This is a genomic window from Vibrio sp. YYF0003, from assembly GCF_036350715.1.
Lineage (GTDB): Bacteria > Pseudomonadota > Gammaproteobacteria > Enterobacterales > Vibrionaceae > Vibrio > Vibrio natriegens.
Genome location: NZ_JAZDWA010000001.1, coordinates 735,724 through 754,162 on the forward strand (window position 1 = coordinate 735,724; position 18,439 = coordinate 754,162).

At 44.7% G+C, this 18,439-nt stretch carries 16 protein-coding genes and 1 pseudogene; 1 reads left to right on the forward strand and 16 read right to left on the reverse strand.

Annotated features, from left to right (window positions below):
- The 4 genes from V1U08_RS03205 to V1U08_RS03220 all read right to left on the reverse strand — a co-directional run bounded on the left by V1U08_RS03205 (nt 1) and on the right by V1U08_RS03220 (nt 4,799).
- On the reverse strand, nt 1-1,323 hold the full coding sequence (locus V1U08_RS03205) for a TRAP transporter large permease (protein WP_330469901.1): 1,323 nt from the start codon (nt 1,321-1,323) through the stop codon (nt 1-3).
- On the reverse strand, nt 1,320-1,898 hold the full coding sequence (locus V1U08_RS03210; RefSeq protein WP_330469902.1) for a TRAP transporter small permease subunit: 579 nt from the start codon (nt 1,896-1,898) through the stop codon (nt 1,320-1,322). Before V1U08_RS03210 ends, V1U08_RS03205 begins: the two co-directional genes overlap by 4 nt.
- A 103-nt stretch (nt 1,899-2,001) precedes the next feature.
- Entirely contained in the window at nt 2,002-3,036 is a 1,035-nt protein-coding gene (locus V1U08_RS03215) for a TRAP transporter substrate-binding protein (protein ID WP_330469903.1), read from the reverse strand.
- 323 nt (nt 3,037-3,359) lie between these two features.
- Nucleotides 3,360-4,799, reverse strand: a complete 1,440-nt coding sequence (locus V1U08_RS03220; RefSeq protein WP_020335229.1) for an NAD-dependent succinate-semialdehyde dehydrogenase — start codon at nt 4,797-4,799, stop codon at nt 3,360-3,362.
- 153 nt (nt 4,800-4,952) lie between these two features.
- Between V1U08_RS03220 and V1U08_RS03225 the strand changes: the two genes are divergently transcribed.
- Nucleotides 4,953-5,885 (forward strand): LysR family transcriptional regulator, encoded by a 933-nt coding sequence (locus tag V1U08_RS03225; protein ID WP_014234572.1) that lies wholly within the window; start codon nt 4,953-4,955, stop codon nt 5,883-5,885.
- Between the two features lie 418 nt (nt 5,886-6,303).
- On the opposite strand, the gene V1U08_RS03230 is transcribed toward V1U08_RS03225, so the two are convergent.
- The 12 genes and pseudogenes from V1U08_RS03230 to atpD form a co-directional block, all read right to left on the reverse strand.
- Nucleotides 6,304-9,699 (reverse strand): prealbumin-like fold domain-containing protein, encoded by a 3,396-nt coding sequence (locus tag V1U08_RS03230; protein WP_330469904.1) that lies wholly within the window; start codon nt 9,697-9,699, stop codon nt 6,304-6,306.
- A 566-nt stretch (nt 9,700-10,265) separates the two neighbouring features.
- A pseudogene (locus V1U08_RS03235) lies at nt 10,266-10,532 on the reverse strand (lipase family protein); the annotation flags it as partial.
- A 115-nt stretch (nt 10,533-10,647) separates the two neighbouring features.
- Nucleotides 10,648-11,400, reverse strand: a complete 753-nt coding sequence (locus V1U08_RS03240) for a metallophosphoesterase (protein WP_330469905.1) — start codon at nt 11,398-11,400, stop codon at nt 10,648-10,650.
- Between the two features lie 148 nt (nt 11,401-11,548).
- The gene (locus V1U08_RS03245) at nt 11,549-12,040 is read right to left on the reverse strand and encodes a hypothetical protein (RefSeq protein ID WP_330469906.1); all 492 of its coding nucleotides are present in this window, start codon (nt 12,038-12,040) and stop codon (nt 11,549-11,551) included.
- Nucleotides 12,041-12,143: 103 nt separating this feature from the next.
- Nucleotides 12,144-12,995 (reverse strand): F0F1 ATP synthase subunit gamma, encoded by an 852-nt coding sequence (locus tag V1U08_RS03250; protein WP_330469907.1) that lies wholly within the window; start codon nt 12,993-12,995, stop codon nt 12,144-12,146.
- Nucleotides 12,995-14,491 carry a F0F1 ATP synthase subunit alpha gene (locus V1U08_RS03255; RefSeq protein WP_330469908.1) on the reverse strand — a complete coding sequence of 499 codons (1,497 nt, stop codon included), beginning with the start codon at nt 14,489-14,491 and terminating at the stop codon, nt 12,995-12,997. Before V1U08_RS03255 ends, V1U08_RS03250 begins: the two co-directional genes overlap by 1 nt.
- The gene (locus tag V1U08_RS03260; RefSeq protein WP_330469909.1) at nt 14,478-15,227 is read right to left on the reverse strand and encodes a F0F1 ATP synthase subunit delta; all 750 of its coding nucleotides are present in this window, start codon (nt 15,225-15,227) and stop codon (nt 14,478-14,480) included. Before V1U08_RS03260 ends, V1U08_RS03255 begins: the two co-directional genes overlap by 14 nt.
- 53 nt (nt 15,228-15,280) lie before the next feature.
- The gene (gene atpE, locus V1U08_RS03265) at nt 15,281-15,547 is read right to left on the reverse strand and encodes an ATP synthase F0 subunit C (RefSeq protein ID WP_014234581.1); all 267 of its coding nucleotides are present in this window, start codon (nt 15,545-15,547) and stop codon (nt 15,281-15,283) included.
- Nucleotides 15,540-16,181 carry a F0F1 ATP synthase subunit A gene (locus V1U08_RS03270; protein ID WP_317590800.1) on the reverse strand — a complete coding sequence of 214 codons (642 nt, stop codon included), beginning with the start codon at nt 16,179-16,181 and terminating at the stop codon, nt 15,540-15,542. Before V1U08_RS03270 ends, atpE begins: the two co-directional genes overlap by 8 nt.
- A 52-nt stretch (nt 16,182-16,233) precedes the next feature.
- A complete protein-coding gene (locus tag V1U08_RS03275; protein WP_020335247.1) occupies nt 16,234-16,503 on the reverse strand; it encodes an AtpZ/AtpI family protein in 270 nt (89 codons plus the stop codon).
- Nucleotides 16,504-16,507: 4 nt separating this feature from the next.
- On the reverse strand, nt 16,508-16,912 hold the full coding sequence (locus V1U08_RS03280; RefSeq protein WP_020335248.1) for a F0F1 ATP synthase subunit epsilon: 405 nt from the start codon (nt 16,910-16,912) through the stop codon (nt 16,508-16,510).
- Nucleotides 16,909-18,294 (reverse strand): F0F1 ATP synthase subunit beta, encoded by a 1,386-nt coding sequence (atpD, locus tag V1U08_RS03285; RefSeq protein ID WP_330469910.1) that lies wholly within the window; start codon nt 18,292-18,294, stop codon nt 16,909-16,911. The genes V1U08_RS03280 and atpD overlap by 4 nt, the downstream gene beginning before the upstream one ends.
- Between the last annotated feature and the right edge of the window lie 145 nt (nt 18,295-18,439).

An 18,439-nucleotide genomic window follows, 5' to 3' on the forward strand; every position in this document is an offset into this window, starting at 1 on the left:
TTAATTTACTCCCATCACTGTGTTTGGTAACCACATCACCACTTCAGGGAACATCATGCACAGAATCAATACGCACAGCTTTAGAGCGATAAACGGAAGAATCGAGCGATAGATGTCCATCATACTGACGCCAGGAGGTGAAATTCCTTTCAGATAAAACAGCGCGAAACCATAAGGCGGCGTTTGCACTGCGATTTCGATGTTTAGGATCATCAAAATACCGAACCAGATCGGGTCATAACCCAGAGACACGACGATAGGCGTAAACAACGGCGCGCACATCAAAACGATGATCAATTCATCAATAATGAAGCCAAGCAGTAACATGATCACCTGCATTAAGATAATCACACCCCAAGGCGGTAAGCCCAAATCCTCAGTGATTTGCGCCACCATATTTTGCACCCCACTTAACATGTGGAAGTTACTAAAAAGCGACGCGCCTAAAATGATCCACATCGACACGCTGACCAGCATTGCAGTTTCAAACCCTGATGATTTGAACATCTCGAAACGGAATCGTTTAAAAACAATCGCAAGTATGATCGCGCCAACAACCCCGATAGCACCCGACTCTGTTGGCGTAGCAATACCAGTAATAATGCTGCCCAATACCGCCACGATCAGTAGCAGAGAAAAAAGACCATCACGTGCCGTCGTGAATTTCTCTTTACCCGTCATTTTGCTTTCACTGCCCGTGCCTAGCGGTGCTTTTTTCGGATTAAGCTTGCAGCTAATGATCACGTAAGACATCAGCAAAACGATAGAGATAATAGCTGGAATGATTGCTGCTAAGAACATACGACCGACCGAGTTTTGTGTCGTCGCTGCGTACATAATCATCGGTATGCTCGGTGGGATCAAAATTCCCAATCCACCACCAGCCATTATGACACCAAGAGCCAGCCTTTTATCATAGCCACGCTCGAGCATTGGTTTTAACGCAATGCTACCTGACGTCATGATCCCTGCCCCGATAATACCGACCATAGCGCCAATCATGGAACACACCCCGATCACACTCACCGCAAGTGAGCCGCGAATACGCCCAATAACCATTTGACTGGCGTTAAACATCGCGTCGCCAATTCCGGAACGGGTCAGCAATTGTCCCATATAGATATACAGAGGAATGGCCAGCAGAATAAAACTAAAAAAGTTGCTCTCAATGGTTGTTGGAACCAGGTTGAAGATACCTTCACCCCAAGTAAGGTAACCTATCCCCATCGCAATTCCGCCCAAAGCAAGGCCGACTGGAGCACCTAGAGCAAAGGTAAATAGAATACAACCGACCAATAACAGCGTAAGAACTTCAATACTCATATGACCTCCGCTGAGTCTACTAGTGTCTCTTTTTGTTCACGTTCTTCAGGAACTTGTTCGATAAGCGCTTTACCTGTTACCAGGTAGTAAAGGTCTTGAATAATGTCGCTGGTAAACTGCACGATAAACGCCCCACACGCGACGATCATCATCACCCAGAAATGTGCCATAGAAGGCGCCCACTCAGACTGGCGACGATAATTAAACTCGATAGCTTCTTCAAATTTGCCCAGTGCCATCATTAAAACCACACAGAGAAAGAATATGGCCAATGAATAAGACACAAGGTTAAATAACGAACGGACACGCTTAGATACCGACAGGTACAGCACATCCACATTAATATGAGCTTTATTTTGTTGAGCCAGTGCCCCACCCAACGCCGCTATATACCCGAATAAGAAAAGTGAAACGTCATACGCCCAAATAGTTGGACTGCCGAGCACATAACGAGAAAAGACTTCGAAGGCAACGGTAGCAGCGAGAACAGGCATTAAGATGGAGGCAGAAAGGCCAATCCAATAAATTATCTGATTAATACCGCGACAGTAGATTTTTAATACTCTAATCAACATAGACATCACCTATAACAATGTGAAAGAGATAGGGGGAAGGCATTTCCCCCTTAAGTGCTGATTCAACCGGAGAGATTCCCCCAGCGAAATCATCTAAAGTGCGTTATTGGGTGTCTTGAACGATCTTAATTAGGCGCTGGCTGTACTTGTCAGAATCTGCATATTCTTTCCAAAGTGAGCCTGCACTTTCGTTCCATTTCGCTTTGTCTTGCTCGCTCGGCTCAGGGCTCCACTTCATACCTTTCGCTTCCATTTCAGCGATAGCTTGTGATTCCCAAAGACGAGATTTAGTCATCTGCTCACGGGCATGAACAGAACTTGCCGCTCGAACAATCGCTTTCAAATCGTCAGATAGTTTGTTCCATGCACCCTTGTTAACCACAATCGGTAAAGTTTGCGCGCCAGCAATTGGCAGGCGGTACATGTATTTCGCTACTTCAACGTGGTTACCGTCACGGTGGTCAATAATATTACTGCCGATCGAGCCATCAATAACGCCCGTTGCTAAACTGGTGTAAATTTCGTTGTAAGAGAGTGACGCAGGAGATGCGCCCAAATTGCGTAAGAATTTGCCGTATGCACCAGGAGCACGAATCTTCAGACCTTGGAAATCTTCAATAGAATTGATTGGTTCTTTCGTTAGGACATAAACGGGTAGCTGGATGTAAGGTTCAAGCCAAACTAGGTTTTGCTTGTCATATGCTTCTTCCAGGACTTCTCCCCAGCCTTTTTCATGAAACAGCGCGCTAAGTTCACCAACATCATCGGTCATACCTGGCAAACCAACTTCCACAACACCCGCTGGGAATTCACCAGCATGCATTGGCTGGAAAGGAGCGCCCATTGTTATCAAGCCTGATTTTACTGAGCCAAGAACACCCGTTTGCCCTACACCTTCACCTGAGTACATGACCTGAACAGAAATACGACCGTTTGACATCGCTTCAATGTTATCAGCAAAGTCTTTGTACACTTCACCGTATGCCGTACCACGTGGGTATAGGTTTACAAAACGCCAATTATGTTCAGCTGCAAACGCTTGAGGAACCGTGAATAAAGTGCTTGAAATTGCAAGAGAACAAGCAGCAACAATCTTTGCCAGGCTTCCTTTGTTCAGCTTTCCTAAGTTTTTAAACATAAACTTTCTCCTTGGATTATTTTTTGCTCTGACTCAGCCAGAAACAATGAGAAGTGACTCGTCACTCCTTGTTACAGTCACGTTAAGCATTGTTACGTTTTAATCACATTCGTTAAATTCATATTTTTTCACCTAAAGTTTTACAGCCATCAAACCAATGAGATGGGATAACAACATCACGGTGAATTACCTGTTTTTAAAACAAAAAAAAGCAGCACTCGAAGTGCTGCAAAATATTTTTATCAAATATATGGAAAAGAACTGCTTAGGGTAAATCATTTAAAATAAAGACTGAGCGTTTCTCACATTGAGTGGAGGACTCGTTAAATTCCGTGACATAGGTATTTGATTTCCAAATAGTCTTCAATGCCATATTTAGAACCTTCACGCCCACATCCCGACTCCTTCACACCACCAAATGGCGCAACTTCCGTCGAAATAATGCCTTCGTTGATACCAAGAATCCCATACTCAAGCGCTTCACTCATGCGCCATACGCGGCTGTGATCTCGTGTATAGAAATAAGCTGCTAAGCCATATGGCGTGTCGTTGGCACGACGAATCACATCCTGTTCGTCATTAAATCGGAAGATGGTTGAAATCGGACCAAACAGCTCCTGATGAGCAATATCCATCGCTTCAGTCACTTCGGTTAGAATGGTTGGCTGATAAAACTGCTGACCGTTCTCCAGCCCCTGGCCACCTAACGCTAACGTCGCGCCTTGCTCTATTGCTGTTTCTACCAAACTCGATACTTTTTCAAACGCTTTTTGATTGATTAGCGGACCGATCTCAGTACCTTCGACTAAACCATCACCTATCTTGAGTGCTTTCACTGCTGAAGTGAATTTATCCATGAACTCATCGTACACGGCATCATGGATGTAGAATCGGTTGGTGCAGACACAGGTTTGCCCTGCATTACGGTATTTAGAAATCACGGCACCCAAAACCGCTTTATCAATATCTGCATCATCAAAAACAATAAATGGCGCGTTGCCACCGAGTTCTAAAGACACTTTTTTGACCGTATCAGCGGCTTGACGAAGAATGAGCTTTCCAACAGCCGTTGATCCTGTGAAAGAGATTTTGCTTACTAAAGGGTGGCAACACAGTACATCGCCGACTTCAGCAGGACGAGAAGTTGTCACAACGTTAACCACACCTTTTGGTATACCCGCTTGCTCGGCAAGTTTTACCATTGCTAACGCACATAGCGGTGTGTCTTCACCCGGCTTAATCACGACAGTACAACCCGCAGCCAGGGCTGGGCCAACTTTACGAGTGATCATTGCGACTGGAAAGTTCCATGGCGTAATAGCAGTAACGACACCAATAGGTTGCTTGATAGTCATGTAGCGGTTATTTGGATTGCCTGACGGAATCACATCGCCGTACATTCTCTTCGCTTCTTCGGCAAACCATTCAATAAACGACGCGCCATAAAGCACTTCACCATAAGCCTCTTTATATGGCTTACCTTGCTCTGTCGTAAGTATCTTAGCGAGTTGCTCTGCGTTTTCGATAATTAAATCGAACCACTTTTTAAGTAATCCAGCACGGTGTTTCGCGGTGGTAGTGCGCCATTCTTTAAATGCTGAATGAGCGGCCATGATAGCGGCTTCCGATTCTTCCTTCCCCATATCAGGGACAGAAGTAATTAACGCACCTGTGGATGGGTTTATTACATCGACTTGCTTGCCATCGTGCGCTTCAACCCACTCCCCATTGATAAAACCACGGGATAAGATCAAATCTGTCATTAGTTCTATTCCTACTGTTATAAACATTAACAATGTCAAAGATATAAAAAGCCAAATCGCGCAAAATAGCGATGGAACTTAACCTAATGATAACAATCTATTGAGGCATATAAATATTCCTCGATAAACATAAAGTTTTACGAGCATAAAACAATGACCAGAAACGCCGTACCTATTGGTCACATTGGTGACTACGAAATAAAACAACTGAAAATTTTTAAAGTCGTCGCTGATTGCGGTGGTTTTTCCGCTGCAGAAACTGAGCTCAACGTGAGCCGCTCTACAATCAGTATTCATATATCTAATCTCGAATCTCGATTAAATCTTGTCTTATGTCGTCGTGGACGATCCGGGTTTGCTTTAACGGAAGAAGGCGCCGTAGTCTACGAGGCAACAGTAAAGCTACTGGGGGAGCTGGAGGACTTTCGTAACACCATTAACCATCTCGACATTCAACCGTCTGGCAGCTTAGAAGTGCTATTTAGCGATAACATAAGTTTGGATAATAGGGCGAAGATGCCTGAAGTGATCCGTAACTTCTCCAGCATCGCCAAAGAAGTTTACCTAACGGCCGAAGTAGCTCGTATGACGGAAATAGAACGCAAAGTGCTGCAAGAAGAAGCCGATATCGGTTTTATCCCTTTTCACCGTGAGCTTGATGGCTTGGAATACGAACACATCTATACCGATATTTGTTACCTTTATGCCAGCAAAGATAACCCGCTTGCCAAACTTTCCGAGAAAGAGCTTTCTGAGGACATCATCAACGGCTTCCCTGTCGTTTACGCAGGATTAAAGCCACAGGAGCTCCTCCACTCTCCTTTATCTAAAATGAACTTAAAAGCCACGGCGTATAACTATGAATCTCGAATGGCGTTGATACTCTCGTCCAGATTTATTGGTTACTTGCCAGAAAACTACGCCAAGCCCTATGTCGATAATGGAGAACTAGTGCCGATCGCCCCAGATACAAGACACTATTATGTAGAAATAATGGCGATCACCAAAAAGACCCATTCAATCAATAAGGTGCGCTCATTGTTTATAAAAACCATGCGCGACTTTTACCGAAAGCAGAGTGCATAAGAAAAGTTATAATTAGCTTTGCCCCCTAACCAAAGCCTCTTCGAATGACGAGGTTTTTTCATCATTTCATCCCAGAAAATAACATTAGTCATTCATAGATAATGAAATATTAAGTTGAGTGGGTCAATGGATAGTCGCTGACCCACATATAGGGACACTTATAATGCAAACAAGAACAGTTGGTCATGGACGTTAATGTCGCGACTTGAGCTAAGCCGTTATTGGACCTTTATGAGTCAGTGATTTTGCTAATTTAGCTTTTAATTAATTATCAAGGGTATGACAAAACCACTAATCAAGAGTTCAATCTTCCTTATTTATCAAAGCTAGGGTAGGTGTGTTTTATTCAGCCGTTCAATAAGAAAAATGCCAGTCAGCATAACTGACTGGCATTACTCATATGAGCCTTTAACTCAGATTACGGACATAGCAATCCATTGTTGTAATCATCCAGTTTACTTGCTAAGTCATTGGCTTGGGTCTTAAGCTGACGATTACCTTTCTTAAGCTCATCGCCTTTACCTTCAAATTCAATGTATTCGAGTAATCCATCAGCTTCTGCTATTGCATTGGTAGCGGCAGCACAAGTACCAGCACCAACAGCTACATTCGCTTTAGCAGCGAGAAGCTGTGCAGCTAAACCATAAGCAGGATCACCCGCACGTTTTTTCCCACTGTAGATATCTCGTTTATCCAACAAGCTACGGCCAACGTCACAAGTACTCACAACTAGGTTACCAATAGTGAGTGGTAGTGCATCTTCTAACAAGAAGAAGCCATTATCTGCAGCCTTGAACTGCTGTCTACCGCCACTACAGGTGTTCCAGTTTTTCCAATAACCGATAGTACGTTGATCACCTCCTGGTGGTGAGATGTTATTGACTTCAAACGATAGAGTCTGACCTGGCTCAACAACAAATTTCACACACAAGGTGGAGTTATCAGCTTCTCCCGTTGCAACATAGTTAGGGTTAAACACAGGGCTGTAGTTTTCACCTGAGAGGAGATCAGGATCGGCATTATCTAGTACCTTAGGAATCGTTACATCACCCACAGTCCAAACCGTTGTCCAAGAAACAGGGATATCGACTTCACAGAGACGATAAGTTTCACCAGGAATCAACTTGGCATTATTAAAGTCAAGCAAGGTATCGGCTGGGCCAGATTGAGGGATCGTTTGGTCGCTAGCATTGACCTCAGGGCCGCTTAACGTGAATACCCAATTTATACTGGTATTGGCAACACCGTCGGTTAATTTGTTGACCATCGCCATACCGCGTTTGGTATTGGTAAAGGTACATTCAACCGTTTCACCTGCATCTAAGTTAATGGTTGCTGTGAGGTTGGCGACATCGACACCAGAGTCAAGCACGTTGTAGCCTTCTTGGGTTGCATCGTCGGTACATACCAGCGCACTGAGATCATAATCGGGATTAGGATCGGTTTCAGCGACAGTGTATTCACCAGGAGCAATATTCAAGAAGGTTTTGGTACCATCATCCATGAGTTCGAAGGTATTAGGTTCAGAGATATCATCAGTAAAGGCAAAGGCTGTGGCTGTATCTCCATCAGGTAGGGTTTCTTTATTGATGATCACTGTTCCTAGTTTTCGGTTAGTAAATTCACATTTTTTCACTAAGCCGTAATCGGCAGGATAGTTGATAGTAAACTCACAATCACCGACGGCACTCACTTGTGTCCAGCCCTCTTTCAGGGTTTCCGTGATGGTATATGTGCCCTCTTGCAACAAGAAGTCTGCTAGATCTTTCTGGAATCGTTCAAACGCAACAGCATCGTTATCGCTGGTTACGAGAGATAGGCCTTCATCAGGTAGGCCAGGACCTTGTAAAGTCATCGTCCAGTCATCTTCCAAACCAGCAGGCTCCGTTACCTTATTAACCTCTGCAACAGCCCCAAGAGGTACAGACGTACGTGCAATGAAGACTACGCCTTTACTACAATCATCCAAGGTTGAGTCAGGACCTAGAGTAAGATCTATCGTGGTCGTTGCATCAAGCTCAGGAGTAGTTGGATCAAAGTCTGCTTGGAAGATATTAGGATCACAGGGACCGACAGTGACAGCGTATTTGTCGGGAAGGATATTTTCAAAGGTTTTATCTATCTCTAATTGACCCTCTTTAAAAGTGTAATCTGTGTCTAACACCACCTCATTGCTGCTGTTTTTCACCACAACCTGACAGGTGACCTCCTCGTTGCCTTGTAATATATCATCTTGGAAGGTGCCTTTAATGCTGTAATCCACTAAAGCACCAGATGTAATTTCAATGTTAAGTGGACCTGAAGTAGGCGAACTTACGCTAAAGCCATCACTTGCAACTAAGAGTGCTTGATCCGACAAAGTACCACTGGTCACGATAGGTCTTTGGGTAACAGAAACCGTTTTGTTAATAGTGACAAAACATTCACCCGCGATAGTACAGGTTGCAGGCGCCTCTGGCTGAGTACCAGATGTCCACAGTAGGTTAGGTGACATTTTGTTTAGCAGAGTATTAAAGGTGTACTCGAGTCCGTCAACGGTGAAATTACCTGTTGCACTGCCACTTGCCGTACTGCCAGCACTGTACTGCAAATAATTACCTGTGATGTATTCTTCATCGGTGACGACGGCCGTAGTATTGGTCGAAGCCCCTGGCTGAATGCCCAAACCATCGGTAGTAAGATCAAACTCCGCGACTGTTTCTCCAGGCACAGGAATACCTGTTGCTTGGTCTGTATAGGTGGCAGTGGCGATATCCATTAACTCTGTGACATCAGACTCAGCTATATACATATGCACTGTTAGTGGCAGCGTGGTATTGGCAGGTACAGTGACGGTATTAAAGTTTTTGATATCTAGATCGATTATTCCACCGCCAAGGTTACCGCGAATAACATCGGTGACATCAACATCGATAGGGCGACTGGCTGGGTTGGTTAAGGTGATGTTGGTTTTCACCGTTACCTTGCCAGGGACCCCCTCAAGAAGTTGCCATTTTAGCTTGATGGCCACATCCTTAGATGCAGGATTTTCGACATCACAAGTATCGCCGAGGTTGATACTGGCCTTGTCTGATTCCTTGGTAAGGTTCCAAGTAAAGTCGGTATCTTGCCTAGCATCCATGTCTTTACTGATATCTTGCGGCAGTATTTCTTTTACAGGAAGTGAAATAGTGCGAAGGCCACCTTGAAATACGCTCTGATCTGCAAGGTAGGATTGCAATGATGAGCCTGGATATTCGTTGGCACCCACCGCAAGGCGATAATAAAAGTTAATTTCACAAGAGGTATTTGGGCCTTGGGTGATTTCAAACTCCTGGAACAGGCTTTGATCTGCCCCATTAAGGTTTTCATTAGTGATGCCCCACGGTTGCAGTGGATCATTGAAGGCTGTAGATACCGTACAATCCCCGATGACAACAATATCATCAGCAGGAGAAAAGGCATCATATCCTAACTTACCTTGATCTATATTGTTCGCTGCAGCTCGAAGGTTATAAGTAATATTGCCATTACTGTTACCATTTCTGAGCGTGATTCTGTGGGGCACAAGGTCGAGTTCATTCCAGCCTTTACCTAAATTACCAGTGGTATAGGCGGCATCAGGACAAATGAAGTTATCGTCGCCATTAGGCAAGACAATATCACCATTGTTACGACAGGCCTCATGAGTTAGATTGACGGTATTAGGTGGTTCGATAAAACCGAATGCGGGAAAAGAGAGAGAAAAAGCGGTCAACGCAGCGGCTACTAGCGTTCCACTCACCAATGTTCTCGGACTTGCTGCTGCGTCCGAAAGTTTAGTATACGATTTCATAAAGTTACTCCTTGAATTTCATCTTTGAGCAACCTTTTATGTCGGCTATTTATTAAATGTTCCATCATCTACCTTCTTTTTCATTGAAAGTTGATAAAAGGGCTATGTGAGTATTCACTGATGCCAACACTGGATCCGGCATCATTGAACACACTAAACTTTTTTACCCCCGTCCCAAGACAGCTTCATCCAGAGTTGTGAGTACAACGTTTAAGACTGGAACTCGCTGTCAGTTGCACACATGAAAGCAATAAATAAACCAAAACCTATCTGTCTGATATGTAAATAAAATATTTTTAAAGCGGAGTGTTTCATATTGCCATGGGTGAACAGTTTGTTAGCCTGGTGTTATGCGATATTCGTCGGAGTTGAAAATATACATTTAACTTCAATAGGTTGGGATAGAGTTAAAGCATTGCATTTTGTAGATGTACTACGTGTACAGGTGAACACTTGGTTTACAGTTTTGCGTGCCATTTTTTAAGGCAAGAGCGCAGAGGTGTTAGATCAACACGTATTTGATGAGGAAGTATTAAAAATGAGAATTAAGCTTGTGGCTAGTGTTTGTTGATTGTCCAAAATGTTTTCCCTACATGCCAAGAAACAAACGGTACTGGCGGCATGAAGGTGACAATGTCGATATCGCAGCAGACACGGTAGGTTTTGTGCCCCAAACAATAATGCTGTTTAAACCTCCAATCCCCAATGGCTGGTTGCCCGAATGTCACTACGCGTTTAATTCTTTTTGGATACTTTCACTCAATATAGTCGGCGAATACTCTGCCGATCGCGACTCCAGAGGAGTGACCAGTAATCGTAGTTCGCTTACCTTGACCATCCACGCTGTCTTGAACATCCGCTGAAACACGTTTCTGGACAAAAACGCATTAGCGAAGATCGTCATTTAATGTGATCACAATACTTGATAATCACAGGCTTGCTCCCGATTCATTTTGTATCAATAGTAATTATTTTTTGAGGGTCAAAACCAGAAACTAACTCATGTTCAACGTATCCACGTTGATTTGTATGGAAGTTTATGCCGAAGTCTATTTGTTCATTGCAATCATGATTGTGCCCGTAACACCAAACTGCAATTTTATTCGCAATACTTTCAAACTCATCACAGTGTGACGCAAAAGCAGGGCCGAGTGGGCTTCCGAGGTACTCTACCTGAATCAGACTTCTTGATGGAAGATGGTGGGTAACAATGACGTTTTTTTGCTCTGGCGACTGCTTTACAGAATGATAGAGCCATCGTCTCGATTCACGGTGGAGGCTTTGGCTATCTTGGGGAGTAAAAACATTTCCATGATAAAGAATTTGCTTAAAGTCATTCATTCGACCTTCTGCTATCTTCATTGAAACATCGGTGCTGCCATCGAGACAAAAATCTGTCCATAACGTGCATCCATGAAAACGAACGCCTTCGATAACGATACTGTCATTTTCTAATAAATGGACATTCTCATATTGGTTCGCTTTAACGCGACATTGACCTATCAGTGAATCTAGAGAAGCTCCATAGGCTTCGTGGTTGCCCAGAACATAAATCACGGGCACATCAAACTGCGAAGCCCAATCGATACCCTGAGTCCCTATGTGAATATCGCCGCTCAGTACTATCACATCGGCATCAGATTGAGGTACTTCCATTGAACCGAATTCCAAGTGGAGATCCGAAAGGTGACAGATTTTCAATACACTTCCCCCGCTAAAAGCCGTTAGGATAATAATAAACGCAGGCAATAATTGGTCAACGAGAACAGATACCGAGTATCTAAAATCAATTTAATGCGTACTTAAACACATTCGAAAACAAACTCGCATTATGCCTTATCTGTATCCATCATTCCGATTTTGCATCAGCTCCATGCTCGGAAAGCTGAGCACCAAACCATCTATGTATTGCGGTGACCATACTTAACTCTTTAGTTTCAAAGGTGATCTGTGCACCTTCAGGAAGTTCTGAATATGACACGTTAACTTTTGAGGGATTAGCGCTAAGTTTCGCAATTCCAGGCATGTCAGCGCCATGTAATTTTGTTGGGTCTGAATAATTTCCGTGTTTAAACATTTGCGCTTCGTGCTCTAAATGTTGCCGAATAAGTAAGATTTGTTCAGTTTCTTCTGTGTTCCTCACCAAAACCTTTTGGACGCCACCTGAATCCGTCATTTTGAACACGTGAATAGTTTTAGACATGTCGAAGGGCATTACCTGATGCGACATATGATGCACCTGCTCTCGCTTGGTTTGTGCGAAGGCTCCCAGGTGGACAAAGAGCAGCATGACCGCAGGTGTTACCGTAAGTAGTGTCACCTTATGTTTTGTAGAAATCATTTACGTCCCTCTTAAGTGAATTGACAGTCACTATCCGTTTCGACAGCATTTTTATTTATGGAAACACAAATATCAGGCTCAAGCATGGATGCCACATGTGAATTTAACCAGTGGGCAAATCATCAAAACTACTGGCATTAAGTAAAATTACTTCAATTTCTTCAGTAATCTCTTCCCGGCGTAAAATATGGCATTGCTGGGTCAATTCATCCGCTTTAGTTTCAAGATGTTTAACCGCGCCTTCAAGGTGCATGATTCGATTGTGATTTTCCTCTAACAGAGAGGTATAAACAATTTCATGCAGAGCAGTAAAAAGAAACTGCTCGGCTACTTTGAGCAAAAAGTCTGCTGGCGGTAAGTTTAGCTCCGGAGGGTACTGAAAATTAGCGGGTTGTTGATCCTTCTGCTGAAACGGCGGCAATAGTTTTTTTGTGATAATCCCCTGTTCGCCACTGTGGTAAACGCTGTATAAGCCCATCAACGGCTGTTCCCTCTGGATCTTTGTCAGTACCTGAACGGTTTGTTCGAGAACGTTAGGCACCTCTTCGACAACATTTGGCCCTTCAATCTGCGCATATACATGACCATCGTCTTGCATTAAGTTATAGAGCTTGCGGCCAACCGTAATTAAAGTGGGCTTTAGATTGGAAGGAATCGTTAAGAGCTGCTCAATATAGTCCACCAGCTCCTGATTGAAGTCACCGCAGAACCCGCGCTCAGATCCAATTAAAAGATAAACAGGGAAGACTTCGGACTCTTTTAGTTGGACTCCGGGATAAAAACTGAGAAAATCGTTAGCTGCTGAACTGATGGCATCCAGCGCTTGGTGTTGAGTGTCAAGGAATGCTCCCAACTTATGCGTTTCCATGTAAGCTAACATTTTCATCGCATCTAAGATTTTTATAATTTCGTTCAGACTATGATGGTGATTGTCCAGATCGAGGCGTCGGCTCATCACTTACTGCCCTGTATGTTGTTAGGTGATAACCATTTAGCGACCGCTACACTCCATTCATCTTTAGGGCTATCAAGGGTTAGGCTGGAAGATTTCACCTCCTGTTCTAGAAGTTTGAGACGTGAGGCCACTTCTTTTCGTTCGCAGTCCTTGAAATGTCCATCATTAAAAGCGACAAGCCATGCCAGTTGAAACGTCTCGTGAAGCGGAGAAAATTGCTCTTGCTTGAGAATCTCCCTTAATACCAGACCACGTTGAATCGCTTGCTCCATAGAAGCTTCAAGACGGGCACCAAAACGAGTGAAACTCTCCAGCTCGAGAAACTGAAGATAGTGTAATTTCATACTTCCGGCTTCTTCCTTGATTCTGGGATGTTGCGCTTGTCCGCCGATACGCGACACCGATCGAGCGATATCAATGGCCGGACGAAAACCGGCTGAAAACAATCCGCGTTCCAAATAGATTTGCCCGTCAGTAATGGATATTAAGTTAGTCGGGATATAATCGGCTATTTCTCCCTGTTTGGTTTCAACGATTGGTAAAGCCGTCATGCTACCACCACCATGAGACGGACTCAGGCAGGTAGTCCTTTCCAATAACCCAGCATGGACTGAAAAAATATCACCAGGATAAGCTTCCCGCCCGGGAGGACGACGAAGAAGCAATGACAGTTCTCGGTAGATTTTGGCATGCGTACTGAGATCATCATAGACAACAAGAATATCGTGCCCCTGTTGCATCCAATACTCAGCGATAGCACAGCCGGCAAAAGGCGCTATATGCTGTAATCCTGGCAAGCTACTCGCTTCCGCGACAACGACAGTGGTGTATTCAAGCGCACCAAACTCTCGTAATATCTCAATCGTCTTAATGACCGTCGAGCGCCTTTGCCCAATGAGCACATAAACACACCGCACATTTCTGCCTCGTTGGTTAATCACGGTATCAAGTGCCAGAGCACTACGCCCTAGGCCTTCGTCACCAATAAGCAACTGTCTCTGCCCTTTACCTATCGGGATTAGGGTATCTATGATCTTGATGCCCGTATACAAAGGTGCATTAACAAAATCACGGCTGATTATCGGCGGTGACAATGTATCGAGACGCATCCATGCTGATGGGATTGGAGCCGCTTCCCCATCATGTGGACTACCCAGCGGATCAATAACCCGGCCAAGCAAATTGTCACCCACCGGGACACTTAAAGAATGACTGGAATGATGTACGGAGGTTCCGGCTGTCAATAAGCTGGTTTCATGCAAGAGCACCGCACTGACCAGCTCTTCCGTCAGGTCAAACACCATTGCCTGACTGCCATCCTCCATGGTTAAGATATCGTTCATCGCCGCCGAAGGAAGCCCTGAGATCCTTGCAATACCATCCCCGATGGACAACACGACGCCCCGCTCTTCAAGGCGTAACCCCGGTTTATAGTCCTTAAGCCACATAGCCTGCTGGGTCAACGGGCTATTGAGTTTGTCTTCATCGGGTAACATAGGCAAACTCCATAAACCCTTTTAAATCATCTCTTATATTGGCACGCAAACACCAGGCACCTATTGTGATAAACAACCCAGCGATCAACTCAGGGTTTTCATCATATTGCACAGGGATGGATAATTGGCTGACGGTCTTCAGGGCGCTTTCCAGCTTTAGCCGTTTTTGTTCAGGTATTGGATAAGCGCTGCTTACCTCAATAACTTCAGGCATGACTCCCCATTGATGTAACAAACTGGCCGCTTGCTCCTCAGAAAGGGAAGATAAATCCTCCAACAGAATATCCAGCAACCTAGCCTCCAGCTCAGGTCCAGAAGCCCTGCTAAGCAGAGAAGCAGCAAATTGAGCGCTCTGGTGTAACGCCTGTTGTTCACTATCACGAATCGCTTCTATACGCTGGCGAGATTCAACCACTTGCGCTTTTTTCTTTTCCTGTTCAATCGACTGCTTCAATAGATCTAACTGGGATGCCCGCTCTGCATCAATTTCCCGGCGCAGTGCCTCTCTTGCCTGCTGACACTTGAGCTCCCAATTAACCAGACGATTTTCATACTCATCTTTCAGTGCAGCCGATTCATCATTCAGCCGCTGGGATTCAAGCAACTGTTTATCAATATCCGCCTGGCGCTGACTAACCACCGCCTTTACTGGCTTAAACAGAAAGCGTTTGAGAATCCAGATCAACACCAAAAAATTGATGATTTCCAGAACAAAAGTAGTCCAGCTAAACTCCACAGTAATTGCTCCTCAACGTGGGTGATAAACCATCATAGAGTGGCTAGCAGACGCTATTTGATAAGGTATTCAAGTAATGGATTACGGAATAGCACAATCAACACAATAACGAGCACATAAATGGCCAGTGACTCTATCATTGCCAACCCGATAAAAAGCGTCCGCATAATTGACTTTTCAGCCTCAGGCTGACGTGCAAGAGCATCCATTGCCCGACTCACAGCCCACCCCATGGCTATCGCTGGAGCGAGGACACCAATCGAAATACCGATAATGGCAACAGCGGTTGAAGTCAGAACAAAGGTTGATAACTCATTCATGAGTGGCTCCTTCTTGTTGCTGTTGTTGATATTGTAGGCTACCCGCAATATATATGAGAGCGAGCATGCCGAAGATATAAGCCTGAACTAAGGCTTCAATGACATGGAGCATTAAAATGGGAACTGGCGCCAAAAATCCCGCGACTAACAAAAATAGCAAGGCTGCCATTTCCAGGCTCATCATGTTGCCAAATAACCTCACCGCTAAAGCCACTGTACGGGTTATTTCCCCGATAATGTGGAACGGCAATAGAATCGGGCTGGGTTTTAAATAATGGCTTAAGTAAAGCTTTATTCCTTGCAGGCGAATGCCGTACCAGTGTGTCGAAAGAAATACAATGATTGCCAGTGCAGAGGTAGCAGATAAGTCGCGTGTTGGAGAGTGAACGCCCGGAATAAGCCCACACAGGTTGGCGATAACGAGAAATATCCATAGGCTGCCAATAAATGGCATCAGGCTTTTAACATGCTGAGGAGCGACTTCTCTAATCACATTTTCAATACTGGCAATCATACCTTCAATGGCAGTCTGTACCAGCCCGGGCTTTATAGATAACTGATGTGACAAAATCCAGGCAAACAACCCGATCACGCCCATGATTCCCCATGTTGTGACTACCGTATTATCTATCATAATGACCGTCCCACTGAGTCGGTTTACTTAATCCCAGTTAAAACCCATAGCACTATTGCCGAATTAAAAGGTAGACATTGATCATCCCAACGATCACGCCAAGCAAGATAAAACTTATTGTCCAGCGAACCGAATATCCCTCTATCATGCTGTCTATCCAATGACCAAGGTAAGCGCCTCCCACAATGGGTAACGCAAGCAATAGCCCCAGGGTTCCAAGATAAATAGTTTGGCCGATAAGGGTATGTCGTTCGCGCTCAGCCTTCTTCATACGGTCAACCTGACGCTCAGTTTTCTTTTTCAAATCATCAAGTTTACGCATGGCACTAAAGTGTCTCTCTTTTGCCTATTTTCCACAGCCGCATAAATACCTCTTCTTCCATGTGGCGTAGGCTCTGTTTAAACGTCTGTGATTTTTCTTCTTCTATCACTAATTGTTGCTCCAATGCCTGGCTAATACGGCTATAGTCATCATCGAGCAAAAAGCGGTAAGTACATAATGTCAGGTGATTATTTTTAAAATAGAGCACCCCACCAGCCGCTGCCAGGTATTTCCAGTCACTCTCCCCCGTGCGGTACTTCGCAATTCCCGTAGACAGAACCGTCATAAAACGACTGTGATTCGCCAACAACCCGAAGCTACCCGTTTGGTCCTCGCCAATAAACGAAGTGACGCCCTCAATCTCTGTAGAGTGCGTTGCATCCAGCAGGCTGATCACAAAATTTTTCATCGTAGCTGGCTCTCCATACTTCCCTGCATATAGCAGCGCTCTTCCGGTATTTCGTCGTAATGACCAAGCAGAAAATGTTCACAGTCATTTAGCGCAGTTTCCAGCGGCACGGACACTCCTGGTATGCCGGTATGTGCCGCTGTTGTACAAAATGGCTGGGTCAAATAACGCTGAAGTTTGCGGGCACGCATGATGATGGTGCGGTCAGCCTGAGACAACTCACCGACTCCTAACATGGTGATAATATCTTCCAGCTCATGGTAACGAGCTAAATGTTCCCGGACACCTTCAGCAATACTGTAGTGACGTTCACCTAAAGTATGCCTGTCCATAAGCTTATTGCTGGACTGCAAGACATCGACCGCAGGGTAAATCCCTTTACCAGCTTGTGCCCGGGATAACATTACCGTGCTATCCAAGTGACTCAGGATGGTACTGACCGCTGGATCAGTCATATCATCAGCCGGAACATAGACAGCCTGTACCGAAGTGATGGTGCCATTATTGGTTGAAAGAATGCGGTCCTGAATCTCTGCGATATCTGTCGACAGTGTCGGTTGATAGCCTACCGTAGCTGGCATCCGCCCGAGCAAACTGGATACTTCACTTCCCGCTTGCACAAAACGAAAAATATTATCCATGACAAACAGAACATCTTTTTTCAGGGTATCGCGCAGGTATTCCGCATAGGTCAGAGCCGATAGTCCTATCCGAAAACGAACGCCCGGCGACTCGTCCATTTGCCCGAACACCATTAATGTCTGTGGCAGTACCCCTGCATCTCGGATAGCGTGCCAAAGTTCATGACCTTCGCGTATGCGTTCACCTATACCGGAAAAAACCGACACCCCCTGATGTAATGAAGCCATCGCGTGCATGAACTCCATAATTAACACCGTTTTACCAACCCCTGCACCACCGAGTAATCCTGTTTTCGCTCCTTCAATGAAAGGACAGAGAAGATCGATAACTTTAATACCCGTTTCTAATACGTTTCCGGCACCGACAGATTCATGAATCGGGACTGGCGCACTGTGAACATTGCGAAACATTGACGTATTCAGTCTGCTCCCGCCATCCAATGGCTCACCAAAGATATTGAGCAAACGACCGAGACAATTCGGCGTGACCGGAACATGAAGTGAAGCCCCGGTATCATAAACGGTGAGCCCACGATGCAAGGAGGAGGTTTTGTGGAGAATAATTGCGCGGATATGCCGCTTATCAAGATGTTGATGAACCTCAAACAGATAGGTTTCATCATCGACATTCGCACATAAAGCCTGATGCAAGGGAGGCAAGGTATCACAGGCAATTACGGTTACCGGGCCATGTATTTCAGTAATGACACCAACCGGGACTTGTTTCCTTCCTAGCTCCATTATTTACACCCCTGCAAAGGCATATCTGCTTTTTAGCAATTTTATTAACGGAAGAGCACCAACTTCTGTTTTTTAGTGTAGCTTATAAGTAGTTACGTTGAGTGAGCGTGAATTGAAGTTTTAGGCAAACAATAGCGAATATTGA

Excerpts from the sequence above, each read along its gene's own strand:
- V1U08_RS03205 (WP_330469901.1), bottom strand. The coding sequence starts at position 1,323 with ATGAGTATTGAAGTTCTTACGCTGTTATTGGTCGGTTGTATTCTATTT.
- V1U08_RS03210 (WP_330469902.1), bottom strand. The coding sequence starts at position 1,898 with ATGTTGATTAGAGTATTAAAAATCTACTGTCGCGGTATTAATCAGATA.
- V1U08_RS03215 (WP_330469903.1), bottom strand. The coding sequence starts at position 3,036 with ATGTTTAAAAACTTAGGAAAGCTGAACAAAGGAAGCCTGGCAAAGATT.
- V1U08_RS03220 (WP_020335229.1), bottom strand. The coding sequence starts at position 4,799 with ATGACAGATTTGATCTTATCCCGTGGTTTTATCAATGGGGAGTGGGTT.
- V1U08_RS03225 (WP_014234572.1), top strand. The coding sequence starts at position 4,953 with ATGACCAGAAACGCCGTACCTATTGGTCACATTGGTGACTACGAAATA.
- V1U08_RS03230 (WP_330469904.1), bottom strand. The coding sequence starts at position 9,699 with ATGAAATCGTATACTAAACTTTCGGACGCAGCAGCAAGTCCGAGAACA.
- V1U08_RS03245 (WP_330469906.1), bottom strand. The coding sequence starts at position 12,040 with ATGATTTCTACAAAACATAAGGTGACACTACTTACGGTAACACCTGCG.
- V1U08_RS03250 (WP_330469907.1), bottom strand. The coding sequence starts at position 12,995 with ATGAGCCGACGCCTCGATCTGGACAATCACCATCATAGTCTGAACGAA.
- V1U08_RS03255 (WP_330469908.1), bottom strand. The coding sequence starts at position 14,491 with ATGTTACCCGATGAAGACAAACTCAATAGCCCGTTGACCCAGCAGGCT.
- atpE (WP_014234581.1), bottom strand. The coding sequence starts at position 15,547 with ATGAATGAGTTATCAACCTTTGTTCTGACTTCAACCGCTGTTGCCATT.
- V1U08_RS03270 (WP_317590800.1), bottom strand. The coding sequence starts at position 16,181 with ATGATAGATAATACGGTAGTCACAACATGGGGAATCATGGGCGTGATC.
- V1U08_RS03275 (WP_020335247.1), bottom strand. The coding sequence starts at position 16,503 with ATGCGTAAACTTGATGATTTGAAAAAGAAAACTGAGCGTCAGGTTGAC.
- V1U08_RS03280 (WP_020335248.1), bottom strand. The coding sequence starts at position 16,912 with ATGAAAAATTTTGTGATCAGCCTGCTGGATGCAACGCACTCTACAGAG.
- atpD (WP_330469910.1), bottom strand. The coding sequence starts at position 18,294 with ATGGAGCTAGGAAGGAAACAAGTCCCGGTTGGTGTCATTACTGAAATA.